This is a genomic window from Gardnerella sp. DNF01205, assembly GCF_049244135.1.
In the GTDB taxonomy this organism is placed as follows: Bacteria; Actinomycetota; Actinomycetes; order Actinomycetales; family Bifidobacteriaceae; genus Bifidobacterium; species Bifidobacterium leopoldii.
Genome location: NZ_CP058378.1, coordinates 214,381 through 236,542 on the forward strand (window position 1 = coordinate 214,381; position 22,162 = coordinate 236,542).

Below are 22,162 nucleotides of genomic sequence, written 5' to 3' on the forward strand. Positions count from 1 at the left end.
CAATCGTGAGAAATTTGTGTGATTCTTGGCTTTAGTAGCGGGGCATGGATTTGAACCATGGACCTCTGGGTTATGAGCCCAGCGAGCTACCGAGCTGCTCCACCCCGCGTCGGCTACTTTTAGCAGCTCTATCTACGATAGGTGCAAATTTAGATTTGTCAACTTTCGGGCGTGTCTCGCTGTATTTGGTTAGAATTTTACGATTCGTGTACATGAGTGACATAGACATAATAAACATAAACAAGTGTGGAGTATAATAAACACATGCCTATTAAGATTCCTGAAGGATTGCCAGCGCGAAGCATATTAGATGCTGAGCGAATTTTTGCATTGGAACGCCCAGAAGCAGAACAGCAGGATGTTCGACCACTTCGTTTGTTGATTTTGAATCTTATGCCCAAAAAAATCGAGACAGAAACTCAGCTTTTGAGACTCATCTCTAAGTCTCCTTTGCAAGTTGACGTCGATTTTATGAAAACTTCTACGCATGTATCGACACATGTTAGCGCTGATCATTTAGTAAAATTCTATGAAAATCTTGACGCACTTCGTAACAACTATTACGACGGATTCGTTGTGACGGGCGCTCCTGTTGAGCATATGGAATTTGAAGAAGTCGACTACTGGCACGAATTTACGCAAATTCTTGACTGGGCATCAACACACGTTTTCTCAACAATGTATTTGTGCTGGGGCGCAATGGGTGCGCTTTACTATCGATATGGCGTAAAAAAGCATGTTCTCAGCAAAAAAGTTTTTGGCGTGTTCCCGCAATATTTGCAGGATGAGTACTGTTTTCTTACAAATGGTTTTGATGAAATCGCTTTACAACCGCATTCTAGAATAGCGAGTGTTGATGTTGACAGCATTTCTGCAGATCAGCGTTTACAAATTCTTACGTATGGTCCCGAATCTGGTCCGGGATTAGTTGCTACGCGTGATTTTTCTGAAGTTTTTGCGCTAGGACATTGGGAATATGGCAAAATGACTCTTGCGCAGGAATATGAGCGTGACATGTTAAAAGGTTTGAGCAACGTGCCATTCCCTTACAACTATTTCCCTCATGACGATCCAAAATTAGAGCCACTATTTTCTTGGCGTGCGCACGCGAATTTGCTTTGGCGCAACTGGATTAATTGGGTGTACGAAACTACGCCTTACAATCTTTCTGATATTCCTCATTTAAGAACTGCTGGAAGGCTTGGAACTGAACGTTCTATAAGGCATGAGCCAGCTTCTCCGCGCTCCGATAATTTTTATCCATTTGACGGTGTTAAGTACGGTATGAACAAATAAATTTCGACATTGCGTAATTAGTTGCGTAATTAGTTGCGTAATTATGTACAAGCAAAGAGTACAATCAGCAGTTAGATATATTTTTCGTTTCGTGCCCCGCGCCTTACGAAATATGAAACATATGATCTAGTTGATATATATGCCGCAAGAATGATTGAATTGAGTATGTGAGTGAGCGGCACTGAATTGAGGCGTGTGAACGAATTGCTATAAGGAGGCACTTATGGATGTAATGGTTGATGTTTTACAGAAGGCCACAACTGTAGCTTCTACTGTAGCTTCGAATAAACCAGAGCTACCTAATATTAGTGAGTTTTTGCCTCCAGAAATTTTGTTCCAAGGCACTCCATTTGCCATGAATCGCATTATTTTAGTGCGTTTACTTATGACAGTAGTAGTGATGATTATTTTTGGAATTGGTGCAGCCCGCGCAAAGGTTGTTCCGGGCAGATTCCAAAGCGTGCTTGAAATTTTGATGGATTTTGTGCGCTACAACATTGTTTATGAAATGATTGGCGAGGAACGCGGTAAGCGCTATGTGCCAATGATGTCCACATTATTCCTCACTATTTTCTTCTTTAATCTTTGTTCTGTGATTCCAGGATTGAATATGGCTGCAACAGCAACTATTACTGGACCGCTTGTTTTTGCTTTGTGGGTTGTTTGCCAGTATCTTATTGCTGGCATTCGCGAAAAGGGTTTTTTGCGATTCTTCCGTGAAGCATTGTTCCCAGCGGGTGTGCCATGGCCTATTTACTTTATTCTTTCGCCATTGCAGCTCATAGAATTAATAATTGTGCGACCACTTTCGCTTACAATCCGTTTGTTTGCGAATATGATTGCTGGCCATTTGCTGGTGGCCACTTGTTTAGTATTCACCAATTTCTTCGTGGTGGATTCCAGCAATAAACTCCTTGCCTTAGGCGGTGCTTTGTGGCTGCTTGGTGGCATTCTGTTTACCCTATTCGAAATTATGGTAGCTGGCTTGCAGGCATTTATTTTTACAGTGCTTGCTTCAGTCTACATTTCGGAAAGTTATCCGGAAGAGGAAGAAAAGTCTGCTGTTGTAGCTGCTTAATAAAAGTAGTTTAGATTTTCAGATTTTACATATCTTACGGGTTTATACTGGTTACTGTTTCAACAGAAAGGAAACCAATGAATAGTATCATCGCTCTTGCAGGTTTGACCGGCAACCTGAGCATTCTTGGCTTTGCTGTAGCAACTATTTCCCCTGCACTCGGCATGGCAATAGTAGTGGCTAAGGCTATGGAATCTACTGCACGTCAGCCAGAGGTTGGCAACCGCATTCAGCTGTTTATGTTCGTCGGCTTGGCATTTATTGAGGTTTTGGGCTTGCTTGGCTTCGTTTCCTACATTATGGGAGCCTGAACAAAACTTACAATGCACAACACGAATAGTGTTGAAAGAATAGAAAGGACAAGCCATGGCATATGCAGCCGGAAGTAATAAGTTGGCGTTGTTCTTGCCTGAGCCTTATGACGTACTGTGGTCATTAGTAGTTTTGGTAGTTCTTGCAGCGTTTTTCTACAAGTTTGTTATGCCTAAATTCCAGGCAATTCTCGACGAGCGTGCAGAAAAAATTGAAGGCGGAATGGCTAAGGCTGCTAATGTGCAGCGTGAAGCAGACGAGTTGAAGAGCCAGATTGAAAACGAACTTTCTCAAGCTCAAACTGATGCTGCAAAGACTCGTGAAGAGGCTCGATCGGAAGCTTCAAAAATTATTGGCGAAGCTAGACAACGCGCTGAAAAGGATGCTGCGAAGATTATCAGTGAAGCGCAGCATTCTATTGAGGCTCAGCATAAGCATGCCATGTCCAGCCTCCAAGGAGAGGTGTCGGTTCTTGCAGCAGCTTTAGCTGGAAAGATTCTTGCATCCAAATTGGATGACGATACCGTCAGCTCCAAGATTATTGATCATGTGATCGATGAAGTTGGAGACACTAAAAATTCGGATCAAAGCAAGTAAAGTAATGTACAAAACTGAATGATCGCAAAATGAAATTACGGTTATTTCATTTTGTATTATTTGCATTACTTCGTTTTTTACAGAAACGAGGAGGTAAGAATGCCAGAAAAGGCATCGCGAGCAAACGATAGTTTGTCGCGTTCTTCGCTTGCTCAGGCCATCTCAGATGCGCACGATGAAGCGCAGCGCATTTCAGACGAGCTTTCGTCAATGATGGACATGATTGATAAGTATCCTGAGCTTTCTGATGCGATTACTGATCCGAATAGGTCTTCGGAAGATAAGTCTCGCCTTATTGACGAGCTTATTGGAGGTAAGGCGCACCCTGTTGTATTGCGCATTATGCATTATCTAGTAGGAACTTGGCACGGAGGTGCCGAAAGCGGTAAAACCGGTAGCTTCGGTGGTGCTTGGTCAGGATTTGAGCGTGAAGCTGGCGAAACATTGGTTACAGTCACTACTGCTCAGCCGCTTACAGATAAGCAAATTAAGCGTTTGATTGAAATCTACAGCAATAAGTTGGGTCATCGTGCATACATTAACCCAATTGTGGATCCAAACGTACTTGGTGGTATGCGTATACAAATCGGTGATCAAATAACCGATCGCACCATGTTGATGCAGCTTAAGCAGTTGCAGCGTTCTGCGCGAAATGGTGCTTGGACACAGGCAGTGAAGTAGTAAATTAAGGAGAATTATGGCGGAACTATCTATTGATCCCGCCCTGATACGCAAGGCGCTCGACGGGTTTGTTGACTCGTATAAGCCTACCGACATGCCAACGCAAGAAGTTGGCTATGTTGTTACGGCTGGTGACGGCATTGCGCACGTAGCTGGATTGTCCGGCTGCATGGCAAACGAGCTGCTCACATTCGAGAACGATACCTTGGGTCTTGCGTTCAACCTTGATGCACACGAAATCGGCGTCGTTATTCTCGGCGATTTTACAGGTATTGAGGAAGGGCAGGAAGTATACCGCACAGGCGAGGTGTTGTCTGTGCCGGTTGGTGACGCTTATCTTGGTCGTACTGTGGATCCGTTGGGTAATCCAATCGATGGTTTGGGTGCGATTGAGTGCAGTGAGCGTCGTATTCTTGAAGCCCAGGCTCCAGACGTTATTCACCGTCATCCAGTCGATGAACCATTGTCTACTGGTTTGAAGGCTATTGACGCAATGACGCCAATAGGTCGTGGTCAGCGCCAGTTGATTATTGGTGACCGTCAAACAGGTAAGACTGCAATCGCAATAGATACGATTATTAACCAGCGTGCTAACTGGGAAACTGGAGATCCAAAGAAACAGGTTCGCTGCATTTATGTAGCAATCGGTCAAAAGGGTTCTACTATTGCTTCAGTGCGTCAAAGCCTTGAAGAAGCAGGAGCTATGAAGTACACCACAATCGTGGCAAGCCCAGCTTCTGATTCTGCAGGTTTTAAATACATTGCACCTTACACTGGTTCTGCAATCGGTCAGCACTGGATGTACAACGGCAAACACGTTTTGATTGTTTTCGATGATTTGTCGAAGCAAGCAGAAGCATACCGTTCAATTTCCTTGCTTTTGCGTCGTCCACCTGGGCGTGAAGCTTACCCAGGCGACGTGTTCTACTTGCACTCTCGTCTGCTTGAACGTTGTGCTAAGCTTTCTGACGATTTGGGTGGCGGTTCTATGACCGGTCTTCCAATTATCGAAACCAAGGCAAACGATGTTTCTGCATACATTCCAACCAACGTGATTTCTATCACCGATGGTCAGATCTTCTTGCAGTCTGATTTGTTCAACGCAGGTCAGCGTCCAGCAGTAGACGTTGGTATTTCCGTGTCTCGTGTTGGTGGCGCAGCTCAGGCTAAGGCTTTGAAGAAAGTCTCCGGCATGTTGAAGATTTCTTTGGCTCGTTACAAGTCTTTGGAATCCTTCGCAATGTTTGCTTCTGATTTGGATGCAGCCTCAAAGGCACAGCTTACTCGCGGTGCTCGTTTGACTGAGCTACTTAAGCAGAAGCAGTTCTCTCCTCGAGCAATGGAGCAAGAAGTTGTTTCTGTGTGGGCTGGTACTCATGGCAAGCTTGACGATATTCCTGTGAAGGATGTGTTGCGTTTCGAAAGCGAATTGTTGGATTACTTGGATAAAGGAACCGACATTTTGCAAGTAATTCGCGATACTGAAGACTTCACTAAGGAAACTGAAGCTAAGCTTGATGCAGCCATTGATGATTTCCGTAGGACGTTTAAGACATCTGCTGGCAAACCTTTGATTGTAAAGGATTCTTTGCCGCCGGCTGAAAACCCTGCTCCTGTTGAGAAGGAACAGCTTGTAGCTAAGCCAAAAGCAGACAGTCGCGAGCCTGAGGGGAAGTAGCGTATGTCCTCCCAACTTGCATTGAAATCGAGAATTATTTCCACACAGTCTTTGGGTAAAATCTTTAAGGCTCAGGAAATGATTGCGTCTTCTCATATCGCTAAAGCGCGAGATATTGCGCTTAATGCTAAGCCTTATAGTGACGCAATTTTCGATGCCGTGCAGGCGTTGGTAGCTCATCACGAAGCAAATATTAAGCATCCTATTTTTGGTAAAGAGCATGCCGGCAATCGCGTAGCGGTTTTGGCTCTTACTTCTGATCGTGGTATGGCAGGTGCGTTTACGTCTTCGATTATTCGTGAGACTGAAGCACTTCTTGCAAAACTCGATGCAGAAGGTAAGCATGCAGAACTGTACGTGTACGGTCGACGTGGTGCAACTTACTACAAGTATCGCAATCGCGATGTGGCAGGTACTTGGGAAGGTTCTACTGACCATCCTGACGTTACTATTGCTGAAAAGATTTCCGATACTTTAATGGACGCTTATATGACGCCGGAAGCAGAAGGCGGAGTTTCGGAACTGTATATTGTGTTCACTGAATTTATAAATATGGTGAGGCAAAAAGTTCGTACGTTACGCATGCTGCCAGTTGAGCTGGTTCCTTTGAAGGACGGTGAAGAGTTTTCTATGCATCGTCCTGACTATGAAGCAGCATCTGGTCCTTCAGCAGCGTTGTCGTCTACGAGCGCAGTTTCGGCTCGTGAAGAAGCAGTTAGCCGCAGCAATCCAGAAGCTGTGGAGTATTGCTTCGAACCAAGCCCGGATGAAGTATTGGATGCTGTTTTGCCGAAATATATTCAGTCTCGTATTCACGAGTGCTTACTTACTTCTGCTGCTTCCGAAACGGCAAGCAGACAGAACGCTATGCATACGGCTACAGATAACGCCCGCAATTTGGTGGATGATTTGACAAGAAAGCTTAATGCTTCTCGTCAGGCATCCATTACTCAAGAACTTACCGAGATTATCGGCAGCGCTGATGCGCTGAATAATGAGGAGGATTAGGAGCATATGGCTGAAAATCAGACCACAGCGCCTCCAGAAGCTGAGCAGGAGGTCGATCCAACAGCTGGTCGCGTAACCCGCGTTCAGGGTTCCGTGATTGACGTTGAATTCCCAGTCGGCTATCTGCCGGATATTTACAATGCTCTCAAAGTCGATATTGCTACCGTTGGTAACACGGAAGGTGATACCGTTCACGAGATCACGCTGGAAGTTGAGCAGCACCTTGGTGATTCGACTGTGCGTGCAGTTGCTTTAAAGCCTACTGACGGTTTGGTTCGTGGTGCTTTAGTGCGAGATACTGGCGGTCCAATCTCTGTACCTGTTGGTGACGTTACTAAGGGTCACGTGTTCGATGTTACAGGCAACATTTTGAATGCTAAGCCTGGCGAGCATATTGAAGTAACTGAGCGTTGGCCAATTCACCGTAACCCACCTGCTTTTGATCAGCTTGAGTCTAAGACTCAGATGTTCGAAACTGGTATTAAGGTTATCGATTTGCTTACCCCTTACGTTCAGGGCGGTAAAATTGGTCTGTTCGGTGGTGCAGGCGTTGGTAAAACTGTGTTGATTCAGGAAATGATTCAGCGCGTTGCACAGAATCACGGTGGTGTGTCTGTGTTTGCTGGCGTTGGCGAACGTACCCGTGAAGGTAACGATTTGATTGGCGAAATGGCTGATGCTGGCGTTTTGGAGAAAACAGCGCTTGTCTTTGGTCAGATGGATGAGCCTCCTGGGACTCGTCTTCGTGTGCCTCTTACCGCTTTGACTATGGCTGAGTACTTCCGCGATGTGCAGAATCAGGATGTGTTGCTGTTCATCGATAACATATTCCGCTTTACTCAGGCTGGTTCTGAGGTGTCCACTTTGCTGGGTCGTATGCCTTCCGCAGTTGGTTACCAGCCAAACTTGGCAGATGAAATGGGTGCATTGCAGGAGCGTATTACTTCTACGCGCGGTCATTCCATTACGTCGCTTCAGGCTATTTATGTGCCTGCAGATGATTACACTGATCCTGCACCTGCAACAACCTTTACGCACTTGGATGCAACTACTGAGCTTTCACGTGATATTGCAGCTAAGGGTATTTACCCAGCTGTGGATCCTTTGACTTCTACTTCTAGAATTTTGGATCCGCGTTACGTTGGTCAGGCTCATTATGATTGCGCAAACCGCGTTAAGGCTATTTTGCAGCGTAACAAGGAGCTTCAGGACATCATCGCTTTGATTGGTATCGATGAGCTTGGTGAGGAAGATAAGACTACTGTGAGCCGCGCTCGTAAGATTGAGCAGTTCCTTGGTCAGAACTTCTATGTGGCTGAAAAGTTCACTGGTCGTCCAGGTTCTTATGTGCCAGCAGACGAAACCATTGAGGCATTCACTCGCATTTGCGATGGTGTTTACGATGAGATTCCTGAGCAGGCATTCTCTGGTATCGGTGGCATTGATGATCTTGAGCGTCGTTGGCACGATATGCAGCAAGAGTTTGGTGCGTGATTATGTCGGAGAAGCAAGTAAAATCGCTGCACGTTAGTGTGGTGGCAGCCAGGCATCCTGTTTGGGAAGGTGACGCCAAGTTCGTGGTTATTCCTTCTGTGAATGGCGCTATGGGCGTGCTTCCTGGACATGAGGCTGTGCTTGCGTTGATTGATCACGGTTTTGTGAAGGTTGACGATTTGAAGGGTGTGCGTCACGTTTTTAAAGTGACAGACGGCTTCTTCTCTGTTGATTCTGATCATATTACTATTGCTGTTGAGCATAGTTGTAACGTTGATAAAGACGGCAACGTGCTGCCTAACGCTAAGGTGATTTAGGCTTACGTATAAGTGAAGTAAGCGAAAAGGCAGGAGTTTGGGTATCCCGAGCTCCTGCCTTTTGTTTTTGGCGCGCGTTGTAAAGTTTCTGACGTTTTTTGGTGTGTAGACGACTTTTTCTTTACTCGCGTGTAAAGTTTCTGCCGTTTTTCTGCTATTTCGCGACTGTTTCTTTACATGACTGTAAAGTTTCTGACGTTTTACAGCCTTAATCCGACCGAAACTTTACGCCGCTGTAAAGTTTCTGCCGCGCAGTGGTGCGAGGTTTGTTATGAGCTTTGGCTTGGTTTCGGTTTGAGCTTTGGTTTGGGTTTAGGCTTTGTTTTGGTTTGAGCTTTGGTTTGAGTTTGAGCTTTGGTTTGGGTTTTGGGATTGTGTTGGCGATAGTAGCAGTATCGCGCTCCAATTTGGAATCATCGTTAATTTTGTTTTCAGAATCGCAGTATGTAGTATTTTTCACTTTTGAAAATAGATGCGTAGTTTCACTTTCAAAACTTTAATATTTTTTCACTTTTGAAAGTGAGTGCCTATTTGTGTTCGCGTTCGAAGGCTCTTTTCTTTATGCATTTTCCGATTGCGTTCTGTTTTTTGTGTTTTGCGGCTTGTGCAAATATCATCTGACTTCGCAAAATTAAAAAATTTTCAAATTTGCGAAGTGGGATTTGCTTAGTTTTAAAGTGCGTAAATCATGTTGCACCGAAACTAGTGGCGTTATGTTGCCGATGCTGGATTCGTCAAATCGCAAAATATGATGCAACAAAAATGTGTTGTAAGCAGAATATGCAGTAATCAAAATGCGTTGCGAATAGTAAAATAGTGCGTAGTTATTTTTGATTTGGGTGCGTGTGTTGGCAGGGAGAAGAAATGATTGATAAAGAAACGCAACGTAGGCGTCAAGAAAATTTGGGTCTTGCAATAGCTTCAGGCAGACTTGAAGGCAATTCGCCTTCAAAAGAGTTTCTTTATGACGCAAATCAATATGCTAAAGGTCTTATAACCAGTGACGAATTTGTTGCTAGAATGCGTTCTAGATATGGCGTAATGGATTAAGTTATTGGGTTGTGTGTGTCGTGGAAACAGTTTTTGACCCTTATCTTATTCCTCACACAAGGGTATTGAAGAACAAATCTAATATAAATAATCAGATTGAATTAGATAAATATGAGAACGATGCTGTTCTCACAAGATGTTCTATTTTGTACGAAAACTTGCCGCATGCTGAAGGAACTGTTAAGCAATTGCAGTGGATTCATCATTATCTTTTCCAGGATGTTTACGATTGGGCTGGTCAGATTCGCACTATTGACATGTCTAAGGGCGGTGGCGAGCCGTTCCGCCCGCTTGAATACATGGGTGCTGGGATTCGTTACTGTGAGCAAACGCTTAAAAATGATAATTTATTGCAAGGTTTATCTATTGACGAGTTTATTAGTAAGCTAAGCGTAAATTACAATAATTTTAATGTTTTACACCCATTTCGTGAGGGCAATGGTAGAACGCAGCGTGTTTTTTGGGATATAGTTGCGCGAGATGTTGGGTATCATTTCGATTGGGGATTAATAACGCAGCGTGTTAACGACGAAGCTTCAATCCAGGCTAAAGATGCTAACGATACAAAGCTTCTTGAGGGCATGTTCCACATTATTACAAAGCCTTTGAATGTTGAGCTTTTAGCTCAGAAGCAATTTGCGCATCTTGTTGAAGAAGAATACGAATACGCGCCGAATGTGGCTAGTGTTTTGCAAGATAAGGATTACGCTGCGTATAAAACTCGTTACGGCATAGATTGAATCTAGCAATTATGTATCGCTATAGTGTGCAATCTAAACTTGCAAAAATACAAAGTTTGAGTTATCAATAACTTAAACTCACGAAAAAGAAAAGTTTAGATCATGAATAACTTAAACTTGTAAAAGGTGGATTTTGTTGCGACTTCTGCTTGCGAAAAGCTTTATATTCAAGTAACTGAAAGCATGATGGATGAGTCTGTGCGCGAGCGAGAGTTAAAGCCGCTTCGGAAGATTCAGAATAATTATGAAAAGCTGGTTATTAGTTTGAGTAAGGCTTTGGACGATGATTACGACGGCATTCGTGTTGAAAACATTGTTGATTGGTTGCTTAAGTAGCGTTGTTTATTTGTTTCTTAGCTAGTTGTTATGGGTATTCATTAAAACGCGTAAATCGTGCTACGCAGAAACGAGTTGCGTTATGTTGCCAGTGCCATAAATATTTCTATAATGCGTTTTTGCAAAAATTTTGGTATAGATGAATATTTTTTGCACGCTATGCCTTCATTTTGCCAGAATGTAGGTATAGGCGAATGTTTTTGTGTGCTATGCTGCTATTTTTTAAAAATGTCGGTATAGAATGAGACTGTCTGTAAACTATGTCGACATTTTGCTGTTTTTGTTGTTTTGTTGCGGATTTTGACGAGTAACAGAGAGTTTTGACTTAGGGATTGAAGCAAGCGATGTTTGAAAATGTTACTGCGATTGCGCGCGCGCTTGGAACGGGGATTATTATCTCTAGCAGCAAGCCGATTTCGCAGCGCGTGCAGAAGCGGATTCGCGCTTTTGTTGAAGAGTATGAATCGGTGCTTTCGCGCTTTCGTGAAGATTCGCTTGTTTCGCGTATGGCTTGTGCGGAGCATGGCGGCGATTTTGAGTTTCCGTCGTGGGCTGGGTCGCTTTTTGCAATTTACGACGAGTTTTACGATGCCACTCGCGGAGCTTTCGACGCTTGTATTGGCGCGGATCTGCTTGCGCTTGGCTACGATAATTCTGTGCAATTCGTTCCGGAATCTACTGTTAGCGCGAGCGAGAATAGTGGCAGTGTCAGCTGCAGCTGGAGCAAATATCGCCGCTCTCTTCCAGTTAAGTGGGCAGATATTTCTCGAGATGACAGCGGCACAACGCTTCACACAAATCAGCCAGTGCAGCTTGATTTTGGGGCAGCTGGGAAGGGTTATTTTGTAGATCTTGTAACGAATATTCTTAAAGACGAGCTTGGTGACGATTCGCTTTCGGATTGCGATTTTTTGGTAAATGCCGGCGGTGATATGCGCGCTTGCTTTAGCGATGAAGATTACCAAATAAAAGTTGCGCTGGAAAATCCTTTTGATACAACGCAAGCAGTTGGAGTGGCATCAATTGCAAGCGGAGCGTTGTGTGCTTCGTCTGCTGCAAGAAAGCGTTGGAAAGTAAAAGACGCAAATTGCCTTGCAGACAATGCTTTTGAATCTAATTTAATTGCAACTCATCTGATTAACGCTTTAGACGGCGTTCCTTCGCAAAAACTTTCTGCAAGCTGGGCGTATATTCCTGCTAAAACTTGTGCTTTTCCAACTGCTTACGCTGATGCGCTCGCAACTGCGTTGTTCGTATCGCAAGAAAGCGATTTGCAAAAAATCGTGCAAACTACCGGCTCTGAGTTTGCTGTAATCTCGCCAAATCATGCGCTTCGCAAAACGCGCGCATTCCCAGCGCGCTTTTTTGCTGAATAATGCTGGATAATGCCGCATAGTGTTGACTAATGCAGGATAATGCCAACTAATGCCCAATAATTACTATGCGAGCTATCTTGCTTGCAAGAATTGAAGATCGTAAAAAGCAATACGAGTACTATCGCTGCTGATTGTGCGCGTTTACAGTAGAATATCAAAGAACGCTTATTTAATTATTGCGTAATTATTGCGCTTATTTAATTAGCTTATATATTGCGCATACGCTTGCACGAATTGCACAAATAGGGAGCAGTAAATGGACACTCGTAAAGAAGAAGAACGCGCGGAATTGCATCGTACGATTTGGAAGATTGCTGACGATTTGCGGGGTTCTGTTGATGGTTGGGACTTCAAAGCATACGTATTGTGCACTATGTTTTATCGCTATATTTCCGAGAATTTATGCGATTATATTAATAAAGATGAGCACGAATCTGAAGGCGGCGATCCAAACTTTGATTATGCAAAAATAAGCGATGAAGATGCTGAGCCTCTTCGCAGTGAAATGATTAGTGAAAAAGGCTTCTTTATACTTCCTAGCGAGCTGTTTTGCAATGTGCTTAAGAACGCTCCTCAAGATAGCAATCTAAACGAAACATTAAGTCGTGTGTTCCGCAATATTGAAGCTTCTTCTCAAGGAACTGATTCGTCTGGTGATTTTAAGGGATTATTCTCCGATTACGATGTGAATAATATTAAGCTTGCAGATACTGTTGAAGGCAGAAATAAGCGTTTTGTTAAGTTATTACAAGTGATTAGTGAGATGAAGCTTGGTAGCGTAAACAACAACGTGATTGAGGCTTTTGGTGACGCTTACGAGTATTTGATGGGCTTGTACGCTTCTAACGCTGGCAAGTCTGGTGGCGAATACTTTACGCCTGCAGAAGTCTCAATGCTGCTCACGCGCCTTGGAACCAATGGAAAATCAAGTATTTCCAGCGTGTACGATCCTGCGTGCGGTTCTGGCTCGCTTCTGCTAAAAGCCAAAAAAGTGCTAGGCATTGAAAATATTAATGGCGGTTTTTACGGCCAAGAAAAGAACGTTACTAGCTACAACTTGTGCCGCATGAACATGTTTTTGCACGATGTGAATTTTAACAAGTTTGAAATTACTTGCGGTGATACTCTTATAAATCCGCAGATCGATGCTAATAAAAAGTTTGAGCTAGTTGTTTCTAATCCGCCTTATTCCACGAGTTGGGAGGGGGATTCTAATCCGTTGATGATTAACGATCCTCGTTTTGCTCCAGCTGGAGTTCTTGCTCCAAAAAGCAAGGCAGATATGGCATTTGTGTTGCACTGTTTGGCGCATCTGGCGGAAGATGGTGCTGCTGCTATTGTTTGCTTCCCTGGAATTATGTACCGCGGCGGAGCCGAGCAAAAGATTCGCCAATATTTAGTTGAGCATAATGCTGTTGATTGCGTGATTCAACTTCCAAGCAACTTATTCTTTGGTACTTCGATTGCTACATGCATTATGGTTTTGCGCAAAAATAAGCGGAATGATACTTCTATACTGTTTGTTGACGCAAGTAAAGAGTTTGTAAAGTCAACGAATAGCAACAAGCTTTCGGACGAGAACATTGAGCAGATTGTTAAGTGGTACACTTCTAGACAAGATGTGGATCATATTGCGCACGTGGCATCTTTAGAAGAAGTTAAATCAAATAAATACAATCTTTCCGTTTCTACATACGTTGAAGCAGAAGATACTCGCGAGAAGATTGATATTACGGAGCTTAACGCGCAGATTGCGTCGGTTTGCGCTCGCGAGCAAGAGTTACGCGAACAAATTGAGAAGATTGTAAGCGAGATTGAAGCTGGCAGCGTTAACTTTGATAATAGCGAGGTGGCTCAATGACTAGCAGACTTGAGGAGTTAATCGCTGAGCTTTGCCCTAATGGTGTGGAGTATAAGAAAATTGGAGATATTGCTGATGTTAGTATTGGATTAGCAACATCTGTAACAAAATATAAAAGAGATTCTGGCGTTTTGTTACTTCACAATTCAGATATTCAACAAGGTAGAATTGAACTGAAAAATATTGAACATATTGATGATTCATTCGCTAAAAAAAATAGTAGTAAACTTCTAAGAAAGAATGACATTATCACTATTCATACTGGTGATGTAGGTACGTCGGCAGTTATTACTGATGAATATGCAGGATCTATAGGATTTACTACAATTACCTCTAGAATAAAGGATTTTAATCAAGTTTATCCGTATTATTTATGCACATATTTCAATTCACATAAGTGCAAGATTGATATACGTAAAATGACTATTAGCGATCGTAGCAATCTGAATCAAAAAGATTTCATTAAAATTCAAGTCCCCGTCCCTCCTCTGGAGGTACAACGTGAAATTGTCCGCATATTGGACAATTTCACAGAGCTTACAGCAGAGCTTACAGCAGAGCTTACAGCTCGTAAAAAGCAATACGAGTATTATCGAGATACCTTACTCACTTTTAACGATAATAATCCCCTACGCTCGCTTATCTCACGCTACTGCCCAAACGGTGTGGAGTATAAGAAGATTGGCGATATTGCTACGCTTTCTCGTGGTAAAGTAATGTCGAAAAGCTTTATAAATGATAATTCAGGTGAGTATCCTGTTTACTCGTCTCAAACAGAAAATAATGGTCAATTTGGTGCGATTTCTACTTACATGTTTGACGGTAAGTATGTGACATGGACAACTGATGGTGCTAATGCTGGAACAGTGTTCTATCGTGACGGTAAATTCAGTGTGACAAATGTTTGTGGCGTTATTGATATATCAGATTGTCAAGTTGACACTAAGTATGTGTATTATGCGTTGACAATTCATGCGAAGAACTATGTAAGTTCGGGCATGGGTAATGCAAAACTCATGAGTAATGTTATGAGTAAAGTAACAATCCCCGTTCCGCCTCTAGGAGTACAGCGTCAAATCGTACAAATTCTGGATCGTTTTGATGCTCTGTGCAATGATTTAACTCAAGGTTTGCCTGCAGAAATCGAAGCTAGACGTAAGCAGTACGAGTACTATCGCGATCAACTCCTAACCTTCAAGCGTGCGTAATGTAGTTATGCACAATTTATGTAAAGTAACCTATAAAAGCGTATCTAGTATTACAATTTATATAAATTACATTTCTAGTGAGACTCGCCGAAGAGATTGAGGAGGTAAAAAATGTCTGATAGACTTGCTGATAACAGCAGCCCCCTAAGCCTACTAACAGTGCTCAAACCTGGGGGTTCTTCTTGTTTTTCAGCTGATTCAAAGCCTCCAAAATCTATTGACGATATGATTCAACTCATGAAAACTCGAGGATTAGTAGTTACAGATGAAAATAATTTAAAAAGTATGCTATATAACTGCAACTACTATAGATTATCTGGGTATTTTCGAGTGTTTCAAGTCGATCCTTCTTCTGGCAATAATCAGTTTAAGCCAGGCAGCAAAGATGTTGATTTTCTTGTGCCGTACAAAATGGATGAAGAATTGCGAACAATTATTCTTAAAGGTACCGCACAAGTAGAGTTAACATTAAGATCTAGATTTGCATATCACGTTGCAAACTCTGGAGGAGCATATACATACCTCAATTCAGATTCGTATATTAAAAAATCTAATATAAGCATAAATAATCTTTTATCTAATATGAATAAATGGCTGGAAAAATCTAACGAAGTTTGTATAAAACATTACAAGAGTAAGAAACAACCTATACCAATATGGGCTGCTGTTGAAGCTTTTCCATTTGATACTATTTCACGAATGATTTCTTTGTACGAAGATACTAATGTGTTGCGAAAACTTTTTGATTCAATGGGGTTAAAAACAGAAATTCGTAAATCTTCTGAAGCAATCCATTCAATAGTTTACTTGCGTAATTTGTGTTCTCATCATTGTAGATTATGGTATAAGGAAACTGTAATATCGACTCCTTCAATTCGTGATGTTAAAAATTCTTCTTTATTAAATGGTTATACGGATAAATCTATTGCTGCAGCATTAGTAAATTTAATGTATTTAGTATCAAAAATAGAAAACAATCATAATTATGAGACTGAAATAAAAGATTTTCTGAATAAAAATGAAGAATATAAAAATGGGATATTTAACCATTTACATTGGAGATAATTTAAATTTGTAGAATATGCAATGCGTTATGTGAGTAAGTAAGAAAGAAGGAAGCAGAATGAAAATTGTGTTAGAGAATCAAGATAGCACTGTAATGTCTACGTTTACGCCAAGCGCGCGCAACGACGGCAGCTATCAAAGCGAAGCGCAGCTCGAAGAAGAGTTCATTAACATTTTGCAATCCCAAGGCTACGAGTACGCTCACATTCACAGCGAGAAAGATCTTATAGCAAATCTTCGCGTGCAAATCGAAAAGCTCAACGACTACCATTTTTCGAATGACGAGTGGGAAAGATTTTTCAAAGAAAATATTGCAAACAGCACTGACGATATAGTTAAGAAAACAGATACTATTCAGCGAGATAACGTTAAAATACTCAAAAAAGATGACGGCGTAGATAAGAACATTACTATTATTGACAAAGAAAATATTCACAAGAATATTGTGCAAGTAATCAACCAATATGCTGTTAACGCAAACGATAATGCAAACAATAATGATGCAAATGGCCCTGCGCGTAGCAATCGTTACGATGTGACTGTTCTAGTAAACGGCTTGCCGATGGTTCATATTGAGCTAAAGCGCAGAGGTGTGCCTATTAGAGAAGCGTTCAATCAGATTAACCGTTATGCTCGCGACTCATTTTGGGCTGGAAGCGGACTATTTGGATACGTGCAAATTTTCGTAATCTCAAACGGCACTGAAACAAAGTATTACTCCAACTCAACTCGCAATAATGCGTACAACGAGCAGAAAAGTAAAGGATCTAGCAAAAGCACAACAAGTAACAGTTTTGAATTTACAAACTATTGGTCCGATGCTCAAAACACTATAATCTCCGACTTATGCGATTTTGCTAAAACCTTCTTTGCAAAGCACGTAATTCTTAACATTCTTACAAAATATTGCGTTTTTAATGCAGAAGATTGCTTGATGGTTATGCGTCCATACCAGATTACTGCAGCAGAAAACATAGTGAATCGCGTAAAATACATGTTTGCTAATGCGAGCAAAACGCCAGCATCAGAGCGTCAAAAGGGTGGTTATGTTTGGCATACTACTGGATCTGGTAAAACGCTAACCAGCTTCAAAACATCGCAGCTAGTAAAAGCGTTAAAAGACGCAGAAGGCAATAATCTTGTTGACAAAGTTTTGTTTGTTGTAGACCGTAAAGATCTTGACTATCAAACAATGAGAGAATACGACAGGTTTGAAAAAGGAGCCGCAAATAGTAACACTTCAACATCTGTGCTTACAAAACAGCTAGAAGACAATACGGAAGAATGCAGGCTTATTATAACTACTATTCAAAAGCTTAGTAGATTTATAAGCAGCAACCCGAGTCATGAAATTTACAAAAAGCGAATAGTGTTTATTTTTGACGAATGCCACAGAAGCCAGTTTGGAGGCATGCATGCAGATATTGTAAAACATTTTAAAAATGCTCTGCTTTTTGGGTTTACTGGCACGCCAATTTTTGAAGCGAACGCTGCTGGCTCCGACGCTACGCATATTTCTACAACCGAGCAAACCTTTGGACCGTGCTTGCACACGTACACAATCATTAACGCGATTAACGATAAAAATGTGTTGCCATTCCGCGTGGAATACGTTGCTACTGTAAAAACGTCTAGCGAGCTTGAAAAAGCAATCGACGAATTGGTTAAAGATATTAATCGACCCGATGTAATTAAGCATCCGGAGCGCGTGCACAATGTTGTTCAATACATTATTGAGCATTTTACTCAAAAAACGTATCGCAACGAGAAAACTTACAAGTACAAGCGCATTCTTAACGTTAAAGAACTTGCCGCAGATAAGCACAATACTTTAGAGCCTAAAAAATCTTCTGAAGCAGTTGACGTAAACGGCTTTAATTCAATCTTTGCTGTTGCAGACATTGAGCTTGCAAAATTGTATTACAACGAGTTCAAAAAGCAGCAGCAAAATCTGCCTCCAAGCGAACGCTTAAAAGTAGCAACTATTTTCAGCTATGCAGTAAACGAAGGGGAGTCAGATTCTTCGGCGTACGTCAACGGCATGGGTTCTCTTGGAGAAGAAAATTCAGAAAGCACTGCAAAGCTAGACGCAAATTCGCAAGAATTCTTGGAAAGCGCAATAAAAGACTATAACGAAATGTTTAATACTACTTACGATGCGTCAAATAACAAATTCCAAAACTATTACAAAGATGTTTCACTTCGCATGAAAAATAAGGAAATTGACGTTTTGATTGTAGTCAACATGTTTCTAACTGGTTTTGATGCAACAACTTTGAACACGCTTTGGGTAGATAAAAATCTTCGCATGCACGGGCTTATTCAAGCGTTTTCGCGCACAAATCGAATCTTAAATTCTGTTAAAACATTCGGAAACATTGTGTGCTTTAGGGATTTAAGTCATCAAGTTGACAAAGCGGTAGCTCTTTTTGGAGATAAAGATGCGCAAGGTATTGTGCTTTGCCCTACCTTTGAGCAGATTTTCAACGGTTATATTGATGCTAATGGATTTGAGCGTTGCGGATACAGTGATTTAGTAAATGAGCTTATGGAAAAGTATCCGCTGCAAGGATTGAACATTGTTGGAGAAGAGAATCAGAAAAAGTTTATATCGCTTTTTAGTAATATTCTGCGCTTACGTAACATGCTGAAAGCTTTCGATCAATTTGAAGGCAACGAGATAATCAAAGAGCGCGATATGCAAGATTACTTGGGGCATTACCAGGATTTGCATGAAGAATGGAAGCGCAAAGAGCAAAAAGGCGAGATTGCAGACATTACGGATGATGTTGTGTTTGAAATGGAGCTTGTGCGCCAAGTAGAAGTAAATATTGACTACATTTTGATGTTAGTAGAACAGTACCATAGCAAGCATTGTAAAGATAAAAATGTTCTTGCTTCTATTAAGGTGGCGATTGACGCTAGCCCACAGTTGCGTAGTAAAAAGAAGCTTATTGAAGGGTTTATTGTGCAGCTTAACGAGAATGAGCTCGGGAAGCTTGTGGATTCTGAAGGTAACATTACTATTTACGATTCTAACGGCAACAAGTTGAGTATTGTTGATTGCTGGAGCGAGTATGTTGAGCAAAAGTATAATCATGATTTGGCGCAACTTGTGCAAAGCGAAGGATTAAACGATGCTTTGACTCGCAAGTTTATGGAGAAATCTTTTAGCGCTGGCGAAGTGAGTGAGCTTGGTACAGACATTAATGATTTAATGCCTAGGATGAGCAGATTTGGCGCTGCTGCTAAGGCGCGCACTGAGAAGAAAAGTCGCATTGTAGAAAGTATGAGAAACATGTTTAATGAGTTTGTTGGGCTTATTGGCTTTTCTCAATACGATTCGCAAAAAGATTGATAATTATCGTTATCAATATCATTTTTGTAATATTTGCGTGTTTTTTGCGTAGAACTATATCAATCTACATGATATGTCGATATTATGTACCTGTGGGGCCTTTGTAATGGCAAGTTTTAGTTGGGTGCGCTCAATTTGGGGTAGAGCGCGTAGATATGCAGAAATGCGTTAACGCAAAAGGCGTAAAACGCGTGAGAAGTGCGGAATCGCAAGAAGACGCGGAAGAACGCGAGGAGATGTTATGCGCGCGTATGTAAAAGTGCGCCGAATTATTCGTGACTCGGCTGCACTGATTCTGGCTGTGTGCATGTTGGTAGGTTGCATAGTGAGTTCGTTCGCTACAACTATTCCAGCTTTTGCAACAGATGCGGATCGTTCATATACTAGCTGGACAGAAGTTTCTAAAGCAATTAATAAAGAATTGCTACAAGGTCAATCAGAATACAATAGTGGCAATAATTCTGGAGCTGCAACTCGATTTGAAGCAGCATACAATTCCGTTTATGTTGCTTCTAACATGATTACGGTTGTGCGAGATGCAATCGGGCAGAATAAAGTTCAGGCACAAACTGATCAATTCCAGCAGCTACAAACGCTTGTATACCAGCAAAATCAAGGTTCACAAATAAGTGCTGTTTCAACGGCTCTTTCAGTGGATGTTGCACAAACTGCATCTAGTCTCGATGCCAACTTAAAAGTGGATAAGCCAAATGTTTATGCACAAAAGTTGCGTGCGCAAATTAAAGCAGAGCGCAAAAAGCTTGATGCTGCAAAAAAGAAAAACCTTGGGCGCAATGGTCGTACGTGGGGTCAAGTTGCTCGAGAAATGAACGTTATTCTCGACAAGTCTGTTGCAAAATACAAGTCTGCAAAAGGTAATAAAACTCAAGTAGCATCTGCAGTTGATTTAATTAATGAAGCCTATTACCAGTATTACGAAAAGCTTGGTTTCGAGAAGAACGTGATGAATGCAATAAGCGGAAGTCGCGTTTCGACTGTCGAGTATCAATTCAAAGAGTGCCGCCAAACAATGAACAACGGCGGAACTATTGAGCAAGCTAAAAAGTTCGTAACGGATCTTAAAGCGATGCTTATTGAAGACGCAGCAAAATTAGACAAAGGCGCATCTTCAAGCGCAAATCCATTTATGCAATTCATAACTAGCTCATTCGGTCAGGCTTTCGTAATTTTGCTTCGTGAAGGTTTGGAAGCGTTGCTAGTTGTTGCAGCAATTATTGCTTACCTTGTTAAATCCGGTCACAAGAATATGGTGAAGTATATTTACCTAGGTATTGCGGCTGGAATTGTGGCATCTCTTGCTGTAGCTGCACTATTCGGCTTGCTATTTAATGGTTCTGGTCCGCAGCAGGAGATTACAGAAGGCGTTGTTGCATTGTTCGCAATGCTTATGCTGCTTTACACGAGTAATTGGATGATTTCTAGATCTTCAGTGCAAGCATGGAATAAGTATATTAGTGAGCAAACAACGGCAGCAGTTTCTAAGGGAAGTTTGGTTTCTTTAGTGTTATTGAGTTTCCTTGCGGTGTTCCGCGAAGGTGCTGAAACTGTAATCTTCTATCAAGCAATCTTTGCAGTTTCAAACGGAGCTGACTCTATGATTTGGGGAGGCTTCATTTCCGCTGCTGCAGTTCTTGTAGTGATATTCTTGCTGATTCGTTTCGCATCTGTGCGCATACCAATTCGCCCATTCTTTACTGGAACAAGCGCTCTTATGTCTGTTCTCGTAGTAATTTTTGCGGGCGGTGGCGTGCACGCGTTAATCGAGGGCGATGCTCTCGAAGGAATGTATATTCAAGGCTTGCCAACTAACGATTGGCTTGGGTTCTATCCGTATGTTGAGACGATTGTTGCTCAAATTGTGGCAGCAATTGTTGTGATTTCACTGCTTTGCGTATCTATTGCGCGGAGTCGTGGGAAACGCGCGATAGAAAATAAATAAGCAAAACAACAAATAACCAACTAATAAATAATTAATAAACAACCAATAACAACAATTAAATAAAAGTAACTAACAACAAATACAGAAGGTTAGATATGAAGAATAATAAAATGACAGCAATTGCAGCTTTAGCTCTTGCTGGACTGCTTGCGCTCGCTGGATGCGGTTCCAATGGCAATTCAGCTAAAACTGATGCTAAGTCACAAGCAACCGAGCAGAAGTCTGATAACAAGTCTGATGACAAGGGCGGCGATAAGGGCTTTGAGGAGGTTCCAGTTGGTCCTCACCAAGATCAGAACATTGGACCTCTTACTATTGGTGCCGTGTACTTCCAGCCAGTTGATATGCTCCCAACCGGTATGGGTTTGAAGGCAAGTGAAGCAAGCTTCCACCTTGAAGCCGATATCCACGCTAACCAAAAAGGTACAAAGCTTGGCTACGGTAAGGGCGAGTTCATTCCAGATTTGACTGTGAATTATGAGATTGTCGATAAGGCAAGCGGTGAATCCGTTGGCAAGGGTACTTTTATGCAGATGAACGCTTCCGATGGCCCTCACTACGGTGCAAACGTTAAGCTTGACAAGGCTGGAAATTACAAGCTCGTGCTTTCTATTGAATCCCCAGAAAAGAAGGGTTGGATGCTTCATGTCGATCCTGCTACCGGCGTAACCGGTCGCTTCTGGACTGAGCCAATTAAGGCAACCTTCGACGATTGGAAGTACACTCCTCGTCAATGGTAGTGATAGC

Annotated in this window: 19 protein-coding genes and 1 tRNA gene; 19 read left to right on the forward strand and 1 reads right to left on the reverse strand. The window is 42.0% G+C overall.

The window, feature by feature from the left end:
* Window positions 1–35: 35 nt before the first annotated feature.
* A tRNA-Met gene (locus HXT47_RS00880) sits at window positions 36–109 on the reverse strand.
* A 155-nt stretch (window positions 110–264) separates the two neighbouring features.
* On the opposite strand from HXT47_RS00880, the gene HXT47_RS00885 reads away from it, so the two are divergent.
* The 19 genes from HXT47_RS00885 (at window position 265) to HXT47_RS00975 (ending at window position 22,155) form a co-directional block, all read left to right on the forward strand.
* The gene (locus HXT47_RS00885; protein ID WP_421789104.1) at window positions 265–1,296 is read left to right on the forward strand and encodes a homoserine O-succinyltransferase; all 1,032 of its coding nucleotides are present in this window, start codon (window positions 265–267) and stop codon (window positions 1,294–1,296) included.
* 223 nt (window positions 1,297–1,519) lie between these two features.
* On the forward strand, window positions 1,520–2,374 hold the full coding sequence (gene atpB, locus HXT47_RS00890; protein WP_415683209.1) for a F0F1 ATP synthase subunit A: 855 nt from the start codon (window positions 1,520–1,522) through the stop codon (window positions 2,372–2,374).
* A 77-nt stretch (window positions 2,375–2,451) separates the two neighbouring features.
* Window positions 2,452–2,685: an ATP synthase F0 subunit C gene (gene atpE / locus HXT47_RS00895; RefSeq protein ID WP_391496173.1), complete on the forward strand. Its 234-nt coding sequence runs from the start codon at window positions 2,452–2,454 to the stop codon at window positions 2,683–2,685.
* 55 nt (window positions 2,686–2,740) lie between these two features.
* Complete coding sequence (locus HXT47_RS00900; protein ID WP_004109948.1) at window positions 2,741–3,283, forward strand: F0F1 ATP synthase subunit B; 543 nt, start codon at window positions 2,741–2,743, stop codon at window positions 3,281–3,283.
* 99 nt (window positions 3,284–3,382) lie between these two features.
* Window positions 3,383–3,964, forward strand: coding sequence for a F0F1 ATP synthase subunit delta (locus HXT47_RS00905; RefSeq protein WP_004574172.1), 582 nt, complete (start codon window positions 3,383–3,385; stop codon window positions 3,962–3,964).
* Between the two features lie 16 nt (window positions 3,965–3,980).
* Window positions 3,981–5,642, forward strand: coding sequence for a F0F1 ATP synthase subunit alpha (atpA, locus tag HXT47_RS00910; protein WP_012913755.1), 1,662 nt, complete (start codon window positions 3,981–3,983; stop codon window positions 5,640–5,642).
* Between the two features lie 3 nt (window positions 5,643–5,645).
* Complete coding sequence (locus tag HXT47_RS00915) at window positions 5,646–6,650, forward strand: F0F1 ATP synthase subunit gamma (RefSeq protein WP_004574170.1); 1,005 nt, start codon at window positions 5,646–5,648, stop codon at window positions 6,648–6,650.
* 6 nt (window positions 6,651–6,656) lie between these two features.
* Entirely contained in the window at window positions 6,657–8,144 is a 1,488-nt protein-coding gene (gene atpD, locus HXT47_RS00920; RefSeq protein WP_004105740.1) for a F0F1 ATP synthase subunit beta, read from the forward strand.
* 2 nt (window positions 8,145–8,146) lie between these two features.
* The gene (locus HXT47_RS00925) at window positions 8,147–8,461 is read left to right on the forward strand and encodes a F0F1 ATP synthase subunit epsilon (protein ID WP_032835331.1); all 315 of its coding nucleotides are present in this window, start codon (window positions 8,147–8,149) and stop codon (window positions 8,459–8,461) included.
* 864 nt (window positions 8,462–9,325) lie between these two features.
* Window positions 9,326–9,511: an antitoxin VbhA family protein gene (locus HXT47_RS00930; protein ID WP_004105736.1), complete on the forward strand. Its 186-nt coding sequence runs from the start codon at window positions 9,326–9,328 to the stop codon at window positions 9,509–9,511.
* Between the two features lie 20 nt (window positions 9,512–9,531).
* Window positions 9,532–10,251 carry a Fic/DOC family protein gene (locus HXT47_RS00935; protein WP_421789107.1) on the forward strand — a complete coding sequence of 240 codons (720 nt, stop codon included), beginning with the start codon at window positions 9,532–9,534 and terminating at the stop codon, window positions 10,249–10,251.
* A gap of 126 nt (window positions 10,252–10,377) precedes the next feature.
* Window positions 10,378–10,587 (forward strand): hypothetical protein, encoded by a 210-nt coding sequence (locus HXT47_RS00940; RefSeq protein ID WP_421789109.1) that lies wholly within the window; start codon window positions 10,378–10,380, stop codon window positions 10,585–10,587.
* 344 nt (window positions 10,588–10,931) lie between these two features.
* Window positions 10,932–11,963 carry an FAD:protein FMN transferase gene (locus HXT47_RS00945; RefSeq protein WP_421789111.1) on the forward strand — a complete coding sequence of 344 codons (1,032 nt, stop codon included), beginning with the start codon at window positions 10,932–10,934 and terminating at the stop codon, window positions 11,961–11,963.
* Between the two features lie 256 nt (window positions 11,964–12,219).
* Window positions 12,220–13,824 carry a type I restriction-modification system subunit M gene (locus tag HXT47_RS00950; RefSeq protein ID WP_117008609.1) on the forward strand — a complete coding sequence of 535 codons (1,605 nt, stop codon included), beginning with the start codon at window positions 12,220–12,222 and terminating at the stop codon, window positions 13,822–13,824.
* On the forward strand, window positions 13,821–15,032 hold the full coding sequence (locus HXT47_RS00955) for a restriction endonuclease subunit S (RefSeq protein ID WP_117008608.1): 1,212 nt from the start codon (window positions 13,821–13,823) through the stop codon (window positions 15,030–15,032). Before HXT47_RS00950 ends, HXT47_RS00955 begins: the two co-directional genes overlap by 4 nt.
* Window positions 15,033–15,143: 111 nt before the next feature.
* Window positions 15,144–16,097 (forward strand): Abi family protein, encoded by a 954-nt coding sequence (locus HXT47_RS00960; RefSeq protein WP_117008607.1) that lies wholly within the window; start codon window positions 15,144–15,146, stop codon window positions 16,095–16,097.
* 58 nt (window positions 16,098–16,155) lie between these two features.
* Window positions 16,156–19,455, forward strand: a complete 3,300-nt coding sequence (locus HXT47_RS00965; RefSeq protein WP_410299506.1) for a type I restriction endonuclease subunit R — start codon at window positions 16,156–16,158, stop codon at window positions 19,453–19,455.
* Between the two features lie 241 nt (window positions 19,456–19,696).
* A complete protein-coding gene (locus HXT47_RS00970; RefSeq protein WP_064340277.1) occupies window positions 19,697–21,415 on the forward strand; it encodes an FTR1 family iron permease in 1,719 nt (572 codons plus the stop codon).
* A gap of 95 nt (window positions 21,416–21,510) precedes the next feature.
* Window positions 21,511–22,155 (forward strand): iron transporter, encoded by a 645-nt coding sequence (locus tag HXT47_RS00975; protein ID WP_421789114.1) that lies wholly within the window; start codon window positions 21,511–21,513, stop codon window positions 22,153–22,155.
* Window positions 22,156–22,162 lie beyond the last annotated feature (7 nt).

Coding starts and splice junctions, on each gene's coding strand:
- HXT47_RS00885 (WP_421789104.1), top strand. CDS start 265: ATGCCTATTAAGATTCCTGAAGGATTGCCAGCGCGAAGCATATTAGAT.
- atpB (WP_415683209.1), top strand. CDS start 1,520: ATGGATGTAATGGTTGATGTTTTACAGAAGGCCACAACTGTAGCTTCT.
- atpE (WP_391496173.1), top strand. CDS start 2,452: ATGAATAGTATCATCGCTCTTGCAGGTTTGACCGGCAACCTGAGCATT.
- HXT47_RS00900 (WP_004109948.1), top strand. CDS start 2,741: ATGGCATATGCAGCCGGAAGTAATAAGTTGGCGTTGTTCTTGCCTGAG.
- HXT47_RS00905 (WP_004574172.1), top strand. CDS start 3,383: ATGCCAGAAAAGGCATCGCGAGCAAACGATAGTTTGTCGCGTTCTTCG.
- atpA (WP_012913755.1), top strand. CDS start 3,981: ATGGCGGAACTATCTATTGATCCCGCCCTGATACGCAAGGCGCTCGAC.
- HXT47_RS00915 (WP_004574170.1), top strand. CDS start 5,646: ATGTCCTCCCAACTTGCATTGAAATCGAGAATTATTTCCACACAGTCT.
- atpD (WP_004105740.1), top strand. CDS start 6,657: ATGGCTGAAAATCAGACCACAGCGCCTCCAGAAGCTGAGCAGGAGGTC.
- HXT47_RS00925 (WP_032835331.1), top strand. CDS start 8,147: ATGTCGGAGAAGCAAGTAAAATCGCTGCACGTTAGTGTGGTGGCAGCC.
- HXT47_RS00930 (WP_004105736.1), top strand. CDS start 9,326: ATGATTGATAAAGAAACGCAACGTAGGCGTCAAGAAAATTTGGGTCTT.
- HXT47_RS00945 (WP_421789111.1), top strand. CDS start 10,932: ATGTTTGAAAATGTTACTGCGATTGCGCGCGCGCTTGGAACGGGGATT.
- HXT47_RS00950 (WP_117008609.1), top strand. CDS start 12,220: ATGGACACTCGTAAAGAAGAAGAACGCGCGGAATTGCATCGTACGATT.
- HXT47_RS00955 (WP_117008608.1), top strand. CDS start 13,821: ATGACTAGCAGACTTGAGGAGTTAATCGCTGAGCTTTGCCCTAATGGT.
- HXT47_RS00960 (WP_117008607.1), top strand. CDS start 15,144: ATGTCTGATAGACTTGCTGATAACAGCAGCCCCCTAAGCCTACTAACA.
- HXT47_RS00965 (WP_410299506.1), top strand. CDS start 16,156: ATGAAAATTGTGTTAGAGAATCAAGATAGCACTGTAATGTCTACGTTT.
- HXT47_RS00970 (WP_064340277.1), top strand. CDS start 19,697: ATGCGCGCGTATGTAAAAGTGCGCCGAATTATTCGTGACTCGGCTGCA.
- HXT47_RS00975 (WP_421789114.1), top strand. CDS start 21,511: ATGAAGAATAATAAAATGACAGCAATTGCAGCTTTAGCTCTTGCTGGA.